General features: G+C 50.9%; 18 protein-coding genes. 6 read left to right on the forward strand and 12 right to left on the reverse strand.

Going from position 1 to position 16,168, the window contains the following annotated elements; genetic code table 11:
* Positions 1-9 precede the first annotated feature (9 nt).
* Positions 10-282 carry a hypothetical protein gene (locus DPO_RS16585; protein ID WP_006967333.1) on the forward strand — a complete coding sequence of 91 codons (273 nt, stop codon included), beginning with the start codon at positions 10-12 and terminating at the stop codon, positions 280-282.
* 55 nt (positions 283-337) lie between these two features.
* Here the strand turns inward: DPO_RS16585 and DPO_RS16590 are convergent, their stop codons facing one another.
* A complete protein-coding gene (locus DPO_RS16590; protein WP_006967334.1) occupies positions 338-1,027 on the reverse strand; it encodes a Fic family protein in 690 nt (229 codons plus the stop codon).
* 437 nt (positions 1,028-1,464) lie between these two features.
* On the opposite strand from DPO_RS16590, the gene DPO_RS16595 reads away from it, so the two are divergent.
* The gene (locus tag DPO_RS16595) at positions 1,465-1,644 is read left to right on the forward strand and encodes a hypothetical protein (RefSeq protein WP_236609986.1); all 180 of its coding nucleotides are present in this window, start codon (positions 1,465-1,467) and stop codon (positions 1,642-1,644) included.
* Here DPO_RS16595 and DPO_RS16600 read toward each other — a convergent pair.
* The gene (locus DPO_RS16600; protein WP_006967343.1) at positions 1,641-2,792 is read right to left on the reverse strand and encodes an LbtU family siderophore porin; all 1,152 of its coding nucleotides are present in this window, start codon (positions 2,790-2,792) and stop codon (positions 1,641-1,643) included. The two genes, DPO_RS16595 and DPO_RS16600, sit on opposite strands and share 4 nt — an antisense overlap.
* Positions 2,793-3,012: 220 nt before the next feature.
* On the opposite strand from DPO_RS16600, the gene wrbA reads away from it, so the two are divergent.
* Together wrbA and DPO_RS16610 are read left to right on the forward strand one after the other, a co-directional pair.
* Complete coding sequence (wrbA, locus tag DPO_RS16605) at positions 3,013-3,624, forward strand: NAD(P)H:quinone oxidoreductase (RefSeq protein WP_006967348.1); 612 nt, start codon at positions 3,013-3,015, stop codon at positions 3,622-3,624.
* A 39-nt stretch (positions 3,625-3,663) separates the two neighbouring features.
* On the forward strand, positions 3,664-4,614 hold the full coding sequence (locus tag DPO_RS16610; RefSeq protein ID WP_006967352.1) for a metal ABC transporter solute-binding protein, Zn/Mn family: 951 nt from the start codon (positions 3,664-3,666) through the stop codon (positions 4,612-4,614).
* Between the two features lie 56 nt (positions 4,615-4,670).
* On the opposite strand, the gene DPO_RS16615 is transcribed toward DPO_RS16610, so the two are convergent.
* From DPO_RS16615 to mobB, 3 genes are read right to left on the reverse strand one after another with little or no spacing between them, the layout of a single operon-like run.
* Positions 4,671-5,249, reverse strand: a complete 579-nt coding sequence (locus DPO_RS16615) for an HDIG domain-containing metalloprotein (RefSeq protein WP_006967353.1) — start codon at positions 5,247-5,249, stop codon at positions 4,671-4,673.
* Between the two features lie 30 nt (positions 5,250-5,279).
* The gene (locus DPO_RS16620; RefSeq protein WP_006967354.1) at positions 5,280-6,152 is read right to left on the reverse strand and encodes a hypothetical protein; all 873 of its coding nucleotides are present in this window, start codon (positions 6,150-6,152) and stop codon (positions 5,280-5,282) included.
* Positions 6,149-6,646: a molybdopterin-guanine dinucleotide biosynthesis protein B gene (gene mobB / locus DPO_RS16625; RefSeq protein WP_006967355.1), complete on the reverse strand. Its 498-nt coding sequence runs from the start codon at positions 6,644-6,646 to the stop codon at positions 6,149-6,151. The genes DPO_RS16620 and mobB overlap by 4 nt, the downstream gene beginning before the upstream one ends.
* 192 nt (positions 6,647-6,838) lie before the next feature.
* Between mobB and DPO_RS16630 the strand changes: the two genes are divergently transcribed.
* Positions 6,839-7,354, forward strand: a complete 516-nt coding sequence (locus DPO_RS16630; RefSeq protein WP_006967358.1) for a shikimate kinase — start codon at positions 6,839-6,841, stop codon at positions 7,352-7,354.
* 27 nt (positions 7,355-7,381) lie between these two features.
* On the opposite strand, the gene DPO_RS16635 is transcribed toward DPO_RS16630, so the two are convergent.
* On the reverse strand, positions 7,382-8,083 hold the full coding sequence (locus tag DPO_RS16635) for an anaerobic ribonucleoside-triphosphate reductase activating protein (protein ID WP_006967361.1): 702 nt from the start codon (positions 8,081-8,083) through the stop codon (positions 7,382-7,384).
* A gap of 2 nt (positions 8,084-8,085) precedes the next feature.
* A complete protein-coding gene (locus DPO_RS16640; protein WP_006967363.1) occupies positions 8,086-10,179 on the reverse strand; it encodes a ribonucleoside triphosphate reductase in 2,094 nt (697 codons plus the stop codon).
* Positions 10,180-10,360: 181 nt separating this feature from the next.
* Here DPO_RS16640 and DPO_RS16645 point away from each other — a divergent pair, with 181 nt between their 5' ends.
* Complete coding sequence (locus DPO_RS16645; protein ID WP_040012021.1) at positions 10,361-10,609, forward strand: hypothetical protein; 249 nt, start codon at positions 10,361-10,363, stop codon at positions 10,607-10,609.
* Positions 10,610-10,621: 12 nt separating this feature from the next.
* Here the strand turns inward: DPO_RS16645 and DPO_RS16650 are convergent, their stop codons facing one another.
* From DPO_RS16650 to mnmG, 5 genes are all read right to left on the reverse strand, one after another.
* Complete coding sequence (locus tag DPO_RS16650; protein ID WP_006967370.1) at positions 10,622-11,209, reverse strand: NUDIX hydrolase; 588 nt, start codon at positions 11,207-11,209, stop codon at positions 10,622-10,624.
* A 26-nt stretch (positions 11,210-11,235) separates the two neighbouring features.
* Positions 11,236-12,669 carry a DUF3426 domain-containing protein gene (locus DPO_RS16655; protein ID WP_006967371.1) on the reverse strand — a complete coding sequence of 478 codons (1,434 nt, stop codon included), beginning with the start codon at positions 12,667-12,669 and terminating at the stop codon, positions 11,236-11,238.
* Between the two features lie 10 nt (positions 12,670-12,679).
* Positions 12,680-13,195, reverse strand: coding sequence for a hypoxanthine phosphoribosyltransferase (hpt, locus tag DPO_RS16660; protein WP_006967374.1), 516 nt, complete (start codon positions 13,193-13,195; stop codon positions 12,680-12,682).
* Positions 13,196-13,201: 6 nt separating this feature from the next.
* On the reverse strand, positions 13,202-14,149 hold the full coding sequence (locus tag DPO_RS16665) for a DnaJ C-terminal domain-containing protein (protein WP_006967375.1): 948 nt from the start codon (positions 14,147-14,149) through the stop codon (positions 13,202-13,204).
* A 72-nt stretch (positions 14,150-14,221) separates the two neighbouring features.
* Positions 14,222-16,108 carry a tRNA uridine-5-carboxymethylaminomethyl(34) synthesis enzyme MnmG gene (gene mnmG, locus DPO_RS16670; RefSeq protein ID WP_006967376.1) on the reverse strand — a complete coding sequence of 629 codons (1,887 nt, stop codon included), beginning with the start codon at positions 16,106-16,108 and terminating at the stop codon, positions 14,222-14,224.
* Positions 16,109-16,168: the final 60 nt, after the last annotated feature.

The following is a 16,168-nucleotide window of genomic DNA, read 5'->3' on the forward strand; positions in this document are numbered from 1 at the left end:
GAGGCGAGAATGATGGAAACATGCCCGGCCTGCAAGGCCCCATTCAAAGGCAGGCAGATCTGCCACCGGTGCAAATCAGACTTGCGCCCTCTCATTGCCGTGACAGAGCGGGCCGCTGCCTGCCTTGCGGCAGCCCGGGCCGCTTTCGAGCAAAACGATTATCAGGCAGCCTGCGGCCTGGCCTGCCAGTCTCTGGCCCTGAAGCGCTCCCAAGAGGCTGAATCACTTTACCGCTATGCCGGCCTTCTGGCCGGAAGGCGGCGAATTCTTGCCTGTCTATAGGTAAGATATTGAATGAACTCCTGCAACTTTGGGATGAAAGCATTTGATAAATGCGCTATTCTTTCATGATTTTTATGACCCTTTCATCTAAGCAGGAGCGTAGAAAGGTATTCATTGGTTTTTGATGACCTGTTTGATAAAAATCGAGCATCAATTGATTAAACTCCAGTTGTCTTTTCGCAGGAAGATTGATCGCAGGGTATCCGCAACTCAACAAGAGTCCATTCATGATAAAACGCCCCATACGCTTATTGACATCATAATAAAATTGGCATCTGGCCATTGTAAGAAAAAAATGGATCGCACGATCGTAAATATCGGGCATGCGGTGTGAGTCACCCACCATTTTTTCAAACAACTCCGGTAACGCATCCGCATGCGGCGGCATATAGTTAGTCCCTGCTATGGTCACCCCGCCAGATCTGAACTTTCCCCAATCCAATGCCTCGTCCTTACCCGCGATGCGATGGAGTGCACAGACTTTTTCACAGGTGATTTCAAACTGATTTTTATCAATCAACCCAAATAACACGCGCCACGTATCGGCTTGGTTCAATGCTATTTGCTGGTCAGATAATTTATGTCCGCCAACGGAAATCCCATCAAGTAATGTCTGAATTTCCGGTAAGGTTAAATGAATCCCTTCCAAATTAACTGCGTCACATACAAACTCAGCTAATTGGCGTTTCGCAAGCATCATTGCTTTTGCTTTATTTGGTTTCATGTCCCATTTCGTTTCAATCATTTCACACACCGGCTTAAATTATGGCGTATCGGTTTCGAACGGCTGAGGTCAGCCGCGATATCCGGTGCAACCGGATTGTTCCCGCCCAGGCGGCAGCCTCTGAGGGGCTGCTGACCCGGGCTGTTCCCGCCGCACTGCTGCGGAAGTAATGAAGCATACAATTTTTTTTTGAATAACTCCACCTGATAAATGAAAACCTGAAGAAGAGGCCTTCAGGATCGGTGATTACGATGGAATTAAAGCTGTTTTTCATTGAGCAGTGCAACAATAGCAGCTGAAGTTCCGTTTTTTTTAACAGTCATTTGCAATATTTTTCGGCATGGGTGCAGCCGGGTTTTCCCCAGGACAGGATTGCAAAACAAATGGGGATAAATCAGGCATCCATCCACAACCATTTATTAAAAATGGCAACATTGCCAAATCTAATAAATGCCGATTTGGCTCGTGGGTTCACCGTGGCCCAGGTGGCTGAAAAGCACGGCTGGCCGGAGCCCCTGGTCTGGTCCCTGGCCCTGGAGGGCAAAAATGATCATGACCGGTTCAAAGCACTTGGCTGGGGATTCCGGACCTGGGACCAGTGGGAATTCAGGAAAAACCAGATCCAGCAAACAGGTTAGAATTCAATGGCCAGCTGCACGGTGATGGTGTCGGTCTCCACAGCGTCATCATCGAAATCTGCTCTCAGATATTCCAGGGCCAGGTTGGTGCTGTTGAAAATGCCCCAGTTGGCCACGGCCCCGTACTGGGTTTCAGGCAGAAAATCCGCTCCGCCGTCATCGGATCCAGCATAACCGATGGCCAGTTCCAGATTTTCCAGCACGGAAACCCCCAGCTCCATGTTCCAGGCAGCCGGTTTTTGTTCCCGGGTTTCGGCGGCATCATAGATCTCTCCGGCTTTGAAATGATCCATGGCTGCGGCATATTCAGCGATGAAGGTAAACCGTTCCAGAAAAGAGGTCGTGATGAACGCACTCCAGCCCCCCACCATGTCCGTCACAGTGCCGGTGCCGGTGACGACCGCTTCGGAAAACCCATCCGAGGAGATCAGGTTCGAGGTGTATGACGCGCCCATTATGACTGATTCAAAGGGCTGGAAGGATACGGCTGCCACCACGTTGTCAACCATGTTATCCTCACCGGTTTCATCAACAGCTCCGTTGAACAGGCCGGCAAAGACTTTCACCGTGCCGCCGGCAAAGCTGGATCCAACCACCACTGCCCCGTCATTGGTTTCCCCCAGAACCAGGGTCAGAGGATCGGTCACAAAATGAGAGTCATAGTTGCCAAACGGCAGATACTGCCGGCCGGCCGTCAGAAAGATCGGAAACCGTTCTTTTCCTGACAGGGTGATGAATCCTTCATCCACAAACAGTTCATCCTCTTCGTATTTGAACAGGACATGGCCGTCCACATGATCGGAGATACCGGCATCCACGGCCACCTCCACCGTGGCCAGGTCGATGTCGCTTTCATCTTCATCCACCTGGGCCGGGTCGGAAAAATCAGTACTCTGGTGCATGGCCTCGATCTCGATCAGACCAGAGATCTCAATCCGATCAAGCCAGCGGTTGCTTTCGTCTCCTGAGCCGATGGCCTGTTCCAGGTGCCTGACCCGGTCTTCCATGCTTTTGACGTCACCCACCGTCCGCGTGGATGCGGCATCCCGGGCCGCCATCGGAGAGTCAATTTGTTGGAAATGGGCAAATGCGCTGACTGACAATATAAGTTGCACCAAACTCACGAGGACAATAGACTTGATTTTCATTTTTTTCTCCATCAATTAAAATAAAAATTGGCATTAAATTTGAAATTTTTTAGGCTTGGAACTATTTTTTAGTCGAGCCTAACAAAAAATTTCCGTCATATATTTCATGCCATGAATTGCCTGTCAAGTGCTTTTTTTAAATTTTTAAGATAATTGACAAACCGTGTTTAAAGCCATACAGTTTTATTGTTTATCGATAACCTAAAACAAGGGGGTTCCCATGAAAATTCTGGTTGTGTTTTATTCCACGTACGGTCATGTGTATAAAATGGCCCAGGCGGTTGTCGAGGGCGCAAAAAAGGGACAGGGTACTGACGTGGACATCCGGCAGGTGCCGGAAACATTATCGGATGAGGTGCTGGAAAAAATGGGGGCAACAGAGGCAAAAAAAGCGTTTTCCCATGTGCCGGTGTGTACGGTGGAAGAGCTGGAAAAAGCGGATGCCGTCATTTTCGGCACCCCCACCCGGTTCGGCAACATGTGCGGGCAGATGCGCCAGTTTCTGGATGCGACCGGTCAGCTGTGGGCCAATGGATCTCTCATCGGCAAGGTGGGCAGTGTGTTTGTGAGTTCCGCCACCCAGCACGGGGGCCAGGAATCCACCATTCTGTCTTTTCATACCACATTGCTGCACCACGGGTTTGTGGTGGTGGGGTTGCCGTATTCATTTCAGGGACAGACGCGCATCGATGAGATCACGGGGGGGTCCCCCTATGGCGCATCCACCATTGCCGGTGGAGACGGGGCAAGGCAGCCTTCTGAAACGGAGCTGGAAGGTGCCCGGTTTCAGGGCAGGCATGTGGCGCAAATCACAGCCAAACTGGTGGGCTGATCATTATTTGGGCGGATCCATCAACTTCAGGGAAGAGTTATGCATCTAAAATCAGTGATTCTGGCGGTGTTGATTACGCTTTTGCCGGGTTTCGGCCTCGGGGCTCAGGAAACGTTGAAAATTCATGTCAGTGTGCTGCCTCAAAAATTTTTTGTTGAGCAGATCGTTCAGGACCTGGCTGACGTGGATGTGCTGGTGGCGCCCGGCAAAAGCCCGACCACCTATTCCCCCACCCCGGACCAGATCCGGCGGCTGGCCCAGGCCGATGTGTATTTCAGAATCGGTGTGCCTTTTGAGAATGGATTCTTGCACAAACTGGCATCCATGGCCCCGGACATCCAGGTGGTGGATACCCGAAAAGGGATCCAACTCAGGGATATGCAAGCCCATATTCATGAAAAAGAGGATCCGGACAAGACAGATACCCATGCGCACCATCATGCGCCGGATGCGCCGCTCCAGGGTGAAAAAGTCCCGGAGTCAGGCCATGGCCTTGCGGACGGGAAAGATCCCCATACCTGGATGAACCCGCTTCTGGTCAAACAACAGGCAAAAACCATTGCAGACACACTGTGTGAACTGGCCCCGCAGCATCAAGACCGGTTTCAGGCCAATTACAGACAATTTGCCCTCAAGCTGGATCAGCTCTATGATCGGTTGCATAGGCTGTTGGCACCTCTGGCAGGAACCAATTTTTTTGTGTTTCATCCGGCATTCGGCTATTTTGCCGATGCCTTTGACTTGAACCAGATTCCTGTGGAAACCATGGGTCGGTCCCCCAAAGGAAAGGAATTGTCCGCCATCATCAAGCTGGCCAGACAGGAACAGGCCCGGGTTATCTTTGTACAGCCCCAGTTTGATGCCCAGGCAGCCCGGAAAATTGCCCAGGCGATCAATGGGGCCGTGGTCTCCATTGACCCGCTGGCATATGATTATCTGAACAATCTGGCCCAAATGGCCGATACCATTTCCAATGCGTTGACACCTTGATGTAAACGTTGTTTAAAAAGCATGCAAAAGCGCATGTCCGGCGTGAGAACTGGTGGCTAAAGATTCCCTTTAAGCCCGATCTCTTCAGCCACGGGCTGCATGCCGGCAATCACTTCGGTGATCAGATCGGACAGGTCCATGTTCAGCATTTCTGCGCCTTTTTTGACCACTTCCCGGTCAACGCCTGCGGCAAACGCCTTGTCCTTGAACTTTTTTTTCACGGATTTGGTCTTGAGATCCAGAATGCTTTTGGACGGCCGGACCAGGGCCGCACTGGCCACAAGCCCGGTGAGTTCATCAATGGCGTACAGGGTTTTCTCCAGGGGGGTCCGGGGTTCAACATCCGTGCAGATGCCCCATCCATGACTGATGACCGCCCGGATATATTCTTCAGGCCAGTGGTGTAATCTGAACAGTTCCACACATTTATGGCAGTGTGCGTCCGGAAACTGCTCATAATCCAGGTCGTGCACCAGACCCACAACCCGCCATTTTTCCGGGTCTTCTCCGAATTTTTCTGCAAAATGGGCCATCACTGCTTCCACGGCAAGGGCATGGCGGATCAGGCTGGGTTTCTGATTGTATTTTTTCAGCAGTTTTAATGCATCGTCCCGGTTCGGAATAAAATCTGTCATAATCAATCCTTGGATTTTTTTGTATGAATGTCAGTTGCCGGTCACAAAAATGACCCGACATTGTTTTAAAAACAGATGCCGTTCAGTGGATTGTTCTATCTGTTTGGCATCTGCCGTGCTGATGACAATGGCGGTATTTTCTTTTCCGGATGTTCTGAGCCCTTTGATCACCAGCGGATGACTGCCCACACGCGGGTCCTGCAACGCATTGTCCATGGCACACATATATTTACAGACACCATGCTGTACGGCAAATTCACGGCTGATGAACACGGCGGAATAAATGGTTCCTCCCTGTTCACTGACAATGACCGGGTAGAGCACGGGATCGAAATCCAGTTTCCGGACGTCTAAAATCAGCCCGGTGTAAGGGATCTTTCCGGATTCCTTCGGGGTTTCGGAGAGAATGTCCGGATTGATTTTCGGAATCTGCCGGATCTCATCCGGTAGAACCAGTTGTAGAAAGCCCCCTAACAGCCGGGTCCGGACCGTTAATTCCACATCCAGGGCCGATGTGTAATACTGGCGGATGATCACGGCATCCCGGGCCGTTTTTTCAATGCCAGCCATGATGTCATCGTTTCCGGCTGCAAACTGCCCGACGGTCAGATCATTGTATATGGTGATCTGCTTGAGGATTTCGATGAGCCGGCGGTTGGCATCGGCCCGGGCAGCCCCGGGATCGGCTTCATGAATATTGTCCGGGTTGATGATGGGGGCGGCCTTGCCTGTGACAGTGACGGTTCCGTTTGTCCAGTTGATGGTCCCCTGGTCCAGGGACGTCATGCAATGATAAGATTCCATGTCTGTGTCACCCAATGCCGATTCTGTCTGGTTGATGATCAAAAAGCAAATCCAGACCGTGACACAGACCCGGCCCAGGGTATGCACCAGCGCTTTCATGGGTGATTCAGATAGCGTTTCTGGACAAATGTGGCCATGGATCCGATATCATTTAATCCGAAAACAGGGACGGATGGCGCCAGCGTCGTGTCGGTGACCAATGCGATCAGGTCGGGGTGATCCAGGAATAACGGATGATCATGGGGGCCGTCCATCCGGAAAATTTCGATTTTGGGTAATGGCTGGCGTTTGAATCCTTCCGCCAGAATCAGGTCCATATCAGACAGATACGACTGCATTTTTTCAATGTCAGGCCGTGGGTCATCTTTGACCATGGCGATGTGTTGATCCGTGACCAGCAGGGTTGTTTTTGCACCGGCCTGTTTATGCCGCCAGCTGTCTTTTCCTTTTTGATCCAGGTCGATGTCGTGGTGGGTGTGCTTGACAGACCCGATGCGGTAGCCTCTTTGGGTGAGTTCAGTGATCAGTTTTACCACAAAGGTGGTTTTTCCGGCATTGGATTTTCCGGCTATGGAGATAATGGGCGGTTTCATCGGCGCGGCTTCTTTGTGAACAAGGGTTATTTTTGTCTAAAATAGATCTCATGGCAGGGAAAGTCAAGGTCTGTGGGATCGGCGGTGTCTGCTTGTTTAGGCTTGCAAAGACAAAGAAAGGATAGTATATATTTTTGTTTAAATTTTTGGGGATAAAAAAGCGGTATATTGCAGAAATGACAGGTTAAATTGATGAAAGATAAAAAAAATATTGCATTGATTGGTATGCCGGCTGTGGGTAAAAGCACGGTGGGGGTGCTGCTGGCCAAAAAAATGGGGTTTGATTTCATGGATACGGATATTTTGATCCAGGCCAAAGAGCATCAGACCCTTGCTCAGATCATTGCCCGCCATGGGTTGGAACAGTTTCTGGAAATCGAGAAACAGCATCTTCTGGACATCCGATGTACCCGTCATGTGATTGCCACCGGCGGCAGCGTGATATACAAACCCGAGGCCATGCGCCATCTGGCTGAAACCTGTGTCATCGTTTATCTGGCCGTTGATCTGGATGTGCTTAAAACCCGGTTGTCAGATGTGATCACCCGGGGGGTGGCCATCTCTCCGGGAAAAACCATTGATGATTTATACCGGGAACGGGTCCCTTTATATGAAAGATATGCAGATCTGGCTGTTCACTGCAGAAAACAGTTTCCAGAGCAGGTGGCGAAACAGATCATTCAATCAATGCCAAAGGACAGAACCTGACCGGTATCATTGATGTCTCGAATCTGTTTATCGGACCTGTACTTCCTGAACCGCGCCTTCAACAATGGATTTCAGTTCCAGAATCTCCCGGTCCGAAAAAAAATGATCCGGGTTCTGTGAAAATTGCGGATCCATCATGGGAACATGGCGGACACATTTCTGAAGCACATACTTTTTGGCCCCTTTGATCTGGCCGGCAATCTGTTCCATGATTTGGGCATTGATAAACGGCCGCACACAGGTGGTTCGAAATTCATAGGCAGGGGCAAAATCCATGATAAGACCCATGCTTTGTGAAACCGAATCCATGTCAGCGGAAGGTTTCATGATGTCAGGATATTTGTCCGCCCCGGTTTTGATGTCCATGGCCACATAATCCACCAGAGAGCGGTCAAGCAGCCGGGACAGAACCGCCGGTCTTGATCCGTTGGTATCCAGTTTGACGGCAAGCCCCATCTGCTTGATCTGCTGGATGAAATCCATCAGATTCTTTTGCAGACAGGGTTCTCCTCCGGTGATGACCACCCCGTCCACCAGTCCTTTTCGGGCCGTCAGAAATGAAAAAATATCCGTGGTGTCCAGGCGGCCGGTGCCGTTTGCCGGGCCGGCCGCCAGTTCAGGATTATGACAATAGGGGCAGATAAAATTGCATCCCATGGTAAACACCACACAGGAAATGGTTCCTGGAAAGTCGATCAGAGAATTTTTCTGGAAACCGCCGATATGCATGGTTACGAAGCCACATTAAATGTTTTACGCATGGCAAATTCCGTCTGCTTGCCATTGTTCCACTGGGACACCGGCCGCAGATACCCCACCACCCGGGAGTAGATTTCCGTTTCTGCGTGACAGGTATCACAGGTGGCATGTTCTCCGGCAATGTAGCCGTGAGACGGACAGATGGAAAACGTGGGCGTCAGCGTGAAATAGGGCAGTTTGAATGTATTGGATACCTTGCTCACCAGTTGTTTGACCACCTGGATGTCTTGGACCTCTTCGCCTAGAAACAGATGCTGGACCGTGCCGCCGGTGTATCGGGTCTGCAGCGGATCCTGGAGTTCCAGGGCTTCGAACAGGTCATCCGTGTAATTGACCGGCAGATGGGTGGAGTTGGTATAGAACGGATCACTGCCCTGCTGATATTCTGATTCATTGGCACAGATGATATCTGAGAATCTTTTTTTGTCCAGATTGGCAAACCGGTAGGTGGTGCCTTCGGCCGGGGTGGCTTCCAGGTTGAAAATTTCATCGGTTTCCGCCTGAAGCGTTTCAATGTTTTTGCGTAAATGATCCATGACTTGTACGGCAAATGCCTGTCCTTCCGGCGTGGCAATCCCCTGGTTTAAGAAGTTGATGCAGGCCTCGTTCATGCCCAGAATACCGATGGTGGAAAAATGGTTGCGCCAGTAGACTCCGGTGTTTTCCTTGATTTTTCTCAAGTAGAACTTGGAATAGGGATACAGCTCGCCCTCGGTGAATTTTTCCAGAATCTTGCGCTTGATGCTCAAAGATTCGGCAGCCACCCGGGTCAAATGATCCAGGCGCTGGAAAAAATCGGTTTCATTTTCAGCCAGATATCCGATTCTGGGCAGGTTCAGGGTGACCACACCGATGGACCCGGTCAATGGATTGGCACCGAACAGGCCACCGCCCCGTTTGCGCAGCTCCCGGTTGTCCAGGCGCAGACGGCAGCACATGGACCGGGCATCTTCCGGAGACATGTCGGAGTTGACAAAGTTGGAAAAATAAGGAATCCCGTACTTACCGGTCATTTTCCAGATATTTTCCAGGTTGGGATTGTTCCAGTCAAAGTCCCGGGTGATGTTATAGGTGGGGATGGGGAATGTAAAAACCCGGCCCTTGGCATCCCCTTCCATCATGACTGCGGCAAAGGCGGCATTGATCATATCCATTTCTTTTTGATACCCGGCATAGGTGTCTTCCCGGTATTTGCCGCCGATGATGACCGGTGAATCCGCCAGGGTGGCCGGTACGTTCAGATCCATGGTGATATTGGTGAACGGGGTCTGGAATCCCACCCTTGTGGGGATATTGATGTTAAAGACAAACTCCTGAAGGGCCTGCTTCACCTCTTTGGGGGTGAGTTGATCCTCTCTGACAAACGGCGCCAGCAGGGTGTCGAAATTGGACATGGCCTGGGCCCCGGCCGCTTCCCCCTGAAGGGTGTAGAAAAAATTTACGATCTGGCCCAAAGCGCTTCTGAAATGCTTGGGGGGTGAGGACTGGACTTTTCCGGCCACACCTTTGAATCCTTCCAGAAGCAGATCCTGAAGATCCCAGCCCACACAGTACACAGACAGCAGGCTTAAATCATGAATATGTATGTCTCCGCTGTAATGGGCCTCCCGCACCGGCGGGGGATAGATTTTGTTGAGCCAGTATTCCGCGGTGATATCTGAAGAGATGTAATTGTTCAGGCCCTGAAGGGAATAGCTCATATTGCTGTTTTCCTTGACCTTCCAGTCCATCTGGGAGATATAGGATTCCATGAGGTCCACGTTTTCCCGGATGGCGATCTTCCGGATCTGGTTGTGCTGCTCCCGGTAGATGATGTAAGCCTTGGCCGTCTTGTAGAACGGGGAATCCAGCAGGACCCGTTCCACGATGTCCTGGATCTCTTCCACTTCCGGCACCGGCCCCAGTTGCAGGTCCCGGGCCAGGGTCAAGACCCTGAGGGTCAGTCTTTTGGCTTCTCTGCCGTTGAATTCACCCGTTGCCAGACCGGCTTTTTCAATGGCACTGGTGATTTTTGACGAGTCAAATGCGCTGATCCGCCCATCGCGTTTCTTTATTTGTTCAAACATGGCCTACCTCTTGAAATCAGATTCAAATTGACATATTGTTTCTTTGTGTTGACACAGGGTATCCGGACTGGATATGTGTGATCGACATAAATCAAATTATCCAATATATTGTTGTGTGTCAATAGAAAAAATACAATATATGGTATTGACAATCCTGAAATAAAAGAATGGCGCCAACGCAATGCGTTCAGATCGTTTCCCGTTTTTCAGAAAACAATACATTCCCTGGTATGATACTTCCGCTGCCTGCTGGATATTGATGGGTTTTTTGTTTGTGATCGGTTTGTTTGCCTTGTCCGGGGTGACCGTGGCCGGGTCAAACCCGGATCTGGTTGAACATATGTGGTTTCCGGGGATACTGGCCGGGCTGTCCTTTTTTCTGGTGATCAAGATCGGGTTCCGGCTGTGGCAGCGGAATAAAAATGACTGATTTTACTTGATCTCAGTGATCCATTAATGTGTCCAGCATGTGGTGAAGGATTTTGGCCGTCACGCCCCATATGACCACATCCTGGAACGGATAGGTCAGATCCAGGATCGGCGGGGTTTGTCCAAGATACTTTTTTTCCCGGTGCAGGTCGGCCAGGTGGGGCACCGGAATCTGAAACACCCGTCTGATTTCCACAGGATCGAACCGGATGGGGCCCTGCTGGTTCCAGATACCGGTAAAGGCGTGGATATCTTTGTGATTGATGGTCTGGAAATGGCCCATGGAACCGATGACTTCCACATTTTCCGGAACGATCCCCAGTTCTTCCTCCAGCTCCCGCAACGCGGTTTCCAAAGGGCTGTCATCGGTTTCATCCACATGTCCGCCGGGAAAGGCCATTTGATTGCGCCAGGGATATCCGGCCACATCCGCTTTCTGGATGAACAACAGTTTCGGAAGAGCCTGGTTGAACAAAAACAGCGCCATGACAGCCGTCTGATCATATTTATTCAGGTCCGGAGGGGAGGGATGAACCGCCTTTCCCAGGCGGGAGATGATTTCGTGCCGGCTTAAGGCCGGATTCACGGGGGTGTGTTTCATGGGTCAACAAGGCATAAGAGAAATGATCAGGGTGTTGCTTTATCAAATCCCGCCACCTCCACGGTAAAGTTTTCCAGATTCCGGGGCAGGTCGGCAAACACCAGCATGAACGGAACGGTGTCACCCGGCATGATTTTTTCGTTGATATCCGCGGTTCCCCCCGGAATTTTCAACTGAGCGGTCAGGTCTTCGATCCGGGCGGTTTTCAGGGTTTCTTCAGGGATGATATTGCCACAAAAAGCGGTTTGGGTCATGGCGGCTTTTTTTTCTTTTTGAAACAAGGTGCCTTTCACCTGGATACGGCCGTAGGGAATCTGAGCAGGATTTTCGATTTTTCCGGTGATGATGAACAGTTCTCCGGCAAAGTCATTGGTGAGAAACCGGCCGGTCACACTTTTCTGGTCCGGGATCGGGTCCGGATAGGTCACGGTTTCCGGTGTCTTCTCAGGCAGGTACTGCTCAATGAACGGAATCTGGATTTCGGGCAGAAAAGGAATCTTGTATCCAAAAAATGTGGCGGCAATATAACCGCCCCCTGCCAATAAAAAGACAAGGAGGAGCACCAGAACCGGAAGCCCCAGACCGGTTCTTTTTTTGGCAGGCGGTTCTTCAGAATCCATGCGTTCATCTTCCGGGTCCAGCGGGTGGATCAAAGATGCCCGGGCCGGACGGCGGGGTGGGGGGGTCTCATGAGACAGCGTATCAGGAAGGTCGGCATCCTCCATGTCTGTTTCGTTAAAATCCGGGTCGTCAAATTCATCCAATCCGTCAAAAGCCGTTTCCTCAGGTTCAAAGTCGTCTTTTAGATCGACATCAATTTCTTGATCCGTATCGATCTTTGTTTTTTTGTCCAATGGATCCGTTTCTTCCAAAGAATGGGACCGGGACTGATCTTCGAGTTCAGGTTCTTTTTCTTCAGGTGTGTCCAGACTCAGTTCTTCAGTATCCGGATTTTCTTCATCCAGATCAAACGCCAGATCGAATTCCGGTTCGTTGTCTTCGGAAGTGATGTCACCCAATTCGAGTTCTTCCTGAACTTCGGCCATATCTTCCGACAGGTCGGGTTCATCTGATAGTTTCAGTTCATCCGACAGATCCGGTTCATCTGTTTCTGTTGTGTCAGCATCTTCAAATTCGATTTCTATTTCATCCGGATCAATCGCTTCCAGTTCCAGCTCATCGGGTTCAACAGTTTGCTGTATAACGTCCTGGGTCCGGTTTTCATCATCCAAGGTTTCAGGCAGATTTTCTTGTTCGTCAAAGTCGGAATCATCGAACTCAAGATCTTTGTCAAAATCGATATCCTGAAATTCAGAATCGTCGAATTCCGGTTTGGCAGAAGGGGGGAATGCCGTGAATATGTGCTGGCACCGGCTGCAACGTACCGTGGATCCGTCTGCATCGAGTAAGGATTCATCTAAGTTGAATCGTGTTTCGCACTTTTCACAGGTGATAATCATGGCGCATCCCCTATAATTTCAGGTCATATATTTCAGGCTTGTTCCTGTATTTTTCATCATAATCCAGCCCATACCCGACAATGAATCCTTTTTCAAGAGAAAAACAGGCATACTTGACGGGAATTGCTTTTTTCCGGCGTTCATGTTTGTCGATCAGGGTGCAGACGGCCACGGAATTCGGATTGAGAAGTTGGATAAACTCCATGATCTTGGTCAAGGTGTTGCCTGTATCCACGATGTCTTCCACCAGCAGAATATCCCGATTCCGGTATTCCAGATCCGGCTGTTTGGTGAATACGATCTGCCCGGTGGAATGGGTGCCTTCATAGGAAGACGCACCAATGAAATCAATGTCATGGTCCATATCGATCTGCCTGGTAAGATCGGCCATGAACATGAAAGCACCCTTTAAAATTCCTGTTAAAATCAGGTCTTTACCCTGGTAGTCCCGGGAGATCTGTTTGCCGATTTCCCGGACCCGGTTCTGGATGGTCTGTCGGGAAATCAGCGGGATAAATTCGGGCATGGTGAATCACAATCCTGTGGCTTTGAGTTCCTGGATTAATTTTTTTTGTTTGTCCGTCAGTTTTTTGGGCATGTCTATATTAATCACAACAAACAGATCTCCGCAACCATTTCCTTTCATATGGGGAATACCATGTCCGGGCAGACGCATCCTGGCTTTGTGACTGGTTCCGGCCGGTAGTTTCAGGTTCATGGTCTTTCCGGACGGGGTCAGAATTTCCAGTTTGTCTCCCAGAAGGGCCTGGGTCAGTTTGATCGATTGGGTCATAAGGACATCGTTGCCGTCAATGGAAAACCCGCTGGTGGGAACCGGTCTGGATTTGATATACAGATTCCCGGCCGGTCCGCCATGGGGAGACGGTTCACCTTTGCCGGCCAGACGGATTTTTTTCCCCTGGGTCAATCCTTTGGGAATACGAACCTCAACCGCATTGGTGGTGCTGCCCTGGCGGATGGTGATGGTTTTTTTGGTGCCGTGAATCAATTCTTCCAGGGTCAACGGAATTTCATATTCAATATCTTTTCCCGGTGTCCGGGGATAGGCCCGTTGCTGGCCGAACCCGTCGCCCGTGTTTTGAAAAAACGGATTGCCCCCGGAGAAACCGGAGCGCCCCCGGGGACCGGCCTGGCCAAAAGAAGCGGAAAATCCGCCCCGGCCGCCGCCGAATCCGAACTCCTTGAGAATATCCCCTAAATCAAAGTTTCTGAAAATATCTTCCTGGGAATATCGCTGTTGAAAGTCGGCGGAGCCATAGGTGTCATATTGTTTTCGTTTTTCCGGGTCGCTGAGCACGGCATAGGCTTCGCTGATTTTCTTGAATTTGTCCTCCAGGGTTTTATCCCCTTTGTTTTTGTCCGGATGGTACTTCATGGCAAGCTTGCGGTAAGCTTTTTTGATATCTGCCGCACTTGCCGATTTATCGATGCCTAGAATATTGTAATAATCGTCGGCCATTTTTTCCTCACTGCTTGTTTTATATTGGGTTTGACTTTTTTATGGTAAATGATAAGCGTCAACCCGCACAAGTCAAGCGGATTTCTGGGTGTTAAAAGCGGCAATGGCAACCATCATCACAGAGATGGCGGCAGGCGTCATGCCGTCGATCCGGGAAGCCTGGCCCAGGGTTTCCGGCTGAATTTTTTTCAGTTTTTCCCGGATTTCATTGGACAGGCCGTGGACATTGCCGTAATCGAGTCGTGCCGGGATATGGATTCGTTCCAGATGCTTGAATTTTTTTATTTCGTTCAGCTGGCGGGTGATATATCCTTCATACTTGATTTCAATTTCCACCTGCCGGGCCACCCGGGCGGGAACCGGTTCAAGCGGCGGGGCAAAGGCCATCAGGTTCTGATAATCGATCTCCGTCCGTTTCAGGAGCTGTTCCAGTTTGACACCGGTGGAGATGGGCGGGCTGTCCAAGTCGGATAGGCGCTGGTTCACGGCGGTTTCCGGTTTGACAACCATCTGTCTCACCCGGTGAATTTCTTTGCGGGTCTGTTCCTGGATTTCCCGGCACAAAGCCAGGCGGTCTGCATCGATCAGGCCGTATTCAAAAGCGATGTCAGCCAGGCGCAGATCCGCATTGTCTTCTCTGAGCATGAGGCGGTATTCCGCCCGGGAAGTGAACATGCGGTAGGGTTCAGTGGTACCCCGGGTCACCAGATCATCGATCATAACGCCCAGGTACGCCTGGGACCGGTCCAGCACAAATGCGGGCCGTTTCTGAACCTTACCTGCGGCATTGATGCCGGCCCACAGGCCCTGGCCCCCGGCTTCTTCATATCCGGAGGTGCCGTTGATCTGTCCGGCCAGAAAAAGGCCTTTGATCCGTTTGGTTTCCAGGGTCGGGAACAGTTCCAGCGGATTTATATAATCGTATTCAATGGCATAGGCCGGCCTCATGATTCTGGCCTGTTCCAGGCCTTTCACGGATCGGACCACCTGGTACTGGATCTCCAGGGGCAGGCTGTTGCCTAAACCGGAGGCATAAATTTCTTTGGTATGGATTCCTTCATACTCCAAGATGATATGGTGGCTGTCCCGGTCCGGGAATTTGACGATTTTATCTTCAAAAGAGGGACAGTACCGGGCGGACTGCCCTTTGATGTGTCCCCCGTAAAGGGCGGAGTGCTTCAGATTACTCCGGACAATGTCATGGGTCCGGGCATTGGTATGTCCCATAAAGCTGGGCAGCATGGGGGTGGTGATGGCGGCCGTTCTAAAGGAAAACGGGATGGGCACACTGTCGGACATGTGGCGGCGGAAGCATGAGAAATCAATGCTGTCGGCATGGAGCCGGGGAGGGGTTCCGGTTTTCATGCGCCCCATGTCAAACCCGAGATCCGACAGGTGCCGGCCCAGATCGATGGAAGAAAATTCCCCGGCCCGGCCGGCGTCAATCCGGGTGGCCCCGATATGGACTGTGCCCCGCAAAAAAGTGCCCGTGGTAATGATCACACAGGGGGCAAAGTATTCATAACCGGTCGCATCCACAATGCCTTTGATCTGATTGTTTTCAATTATCAGTGCCTTGACCATGGCCTGTTTCAGATCCAGGTTCGGGCAGGTTTCCAGGGCCGTTTTCATGTGCCGGGAATACAGGGCTTTGTCGTTCTGGGTGCGGGTGGAATGAACCGCCGGGCCTTTCCGGGTATTCAATGTCCGGAACTGGATGGCGGAACGATCCGTAATCAGCGCCATGTGGCCGCCCAGGGCATCGATTTCCTTGACCAGCTGTCCTTTGGCCATGCCGCCGATGGACGGGCTGCACGGCATGGCGGCAATTTTGTCCATATCAATGGTCAAAAGCAGGGTGGCGCATCCCATGCGGGCCGCGGCCAGGGCTGCCTCACATCCGGCATGGCCCGCACCCACGACCACCACATCATATTGTGTGTCTGCATAAAAATTCATAACCCTTTATAATATAAATTATACTGTATAAAATCAATAAGAAAATCATATTATGTCAGC

Origin of the sequence: Desulfotignum phosphitoxidans DSM 13687 (genome assembly GCF_000350545.1) — a bacterium.
In the GTDB taxonomy this organism is placed as follows: domain Bacteria; phylum Desulfobacterota; class Desulfobacteria; order Desulfobacterales; family Desulfobacteraceae; genus Desulfotignum; species Desulfotignum phosphitoxidans.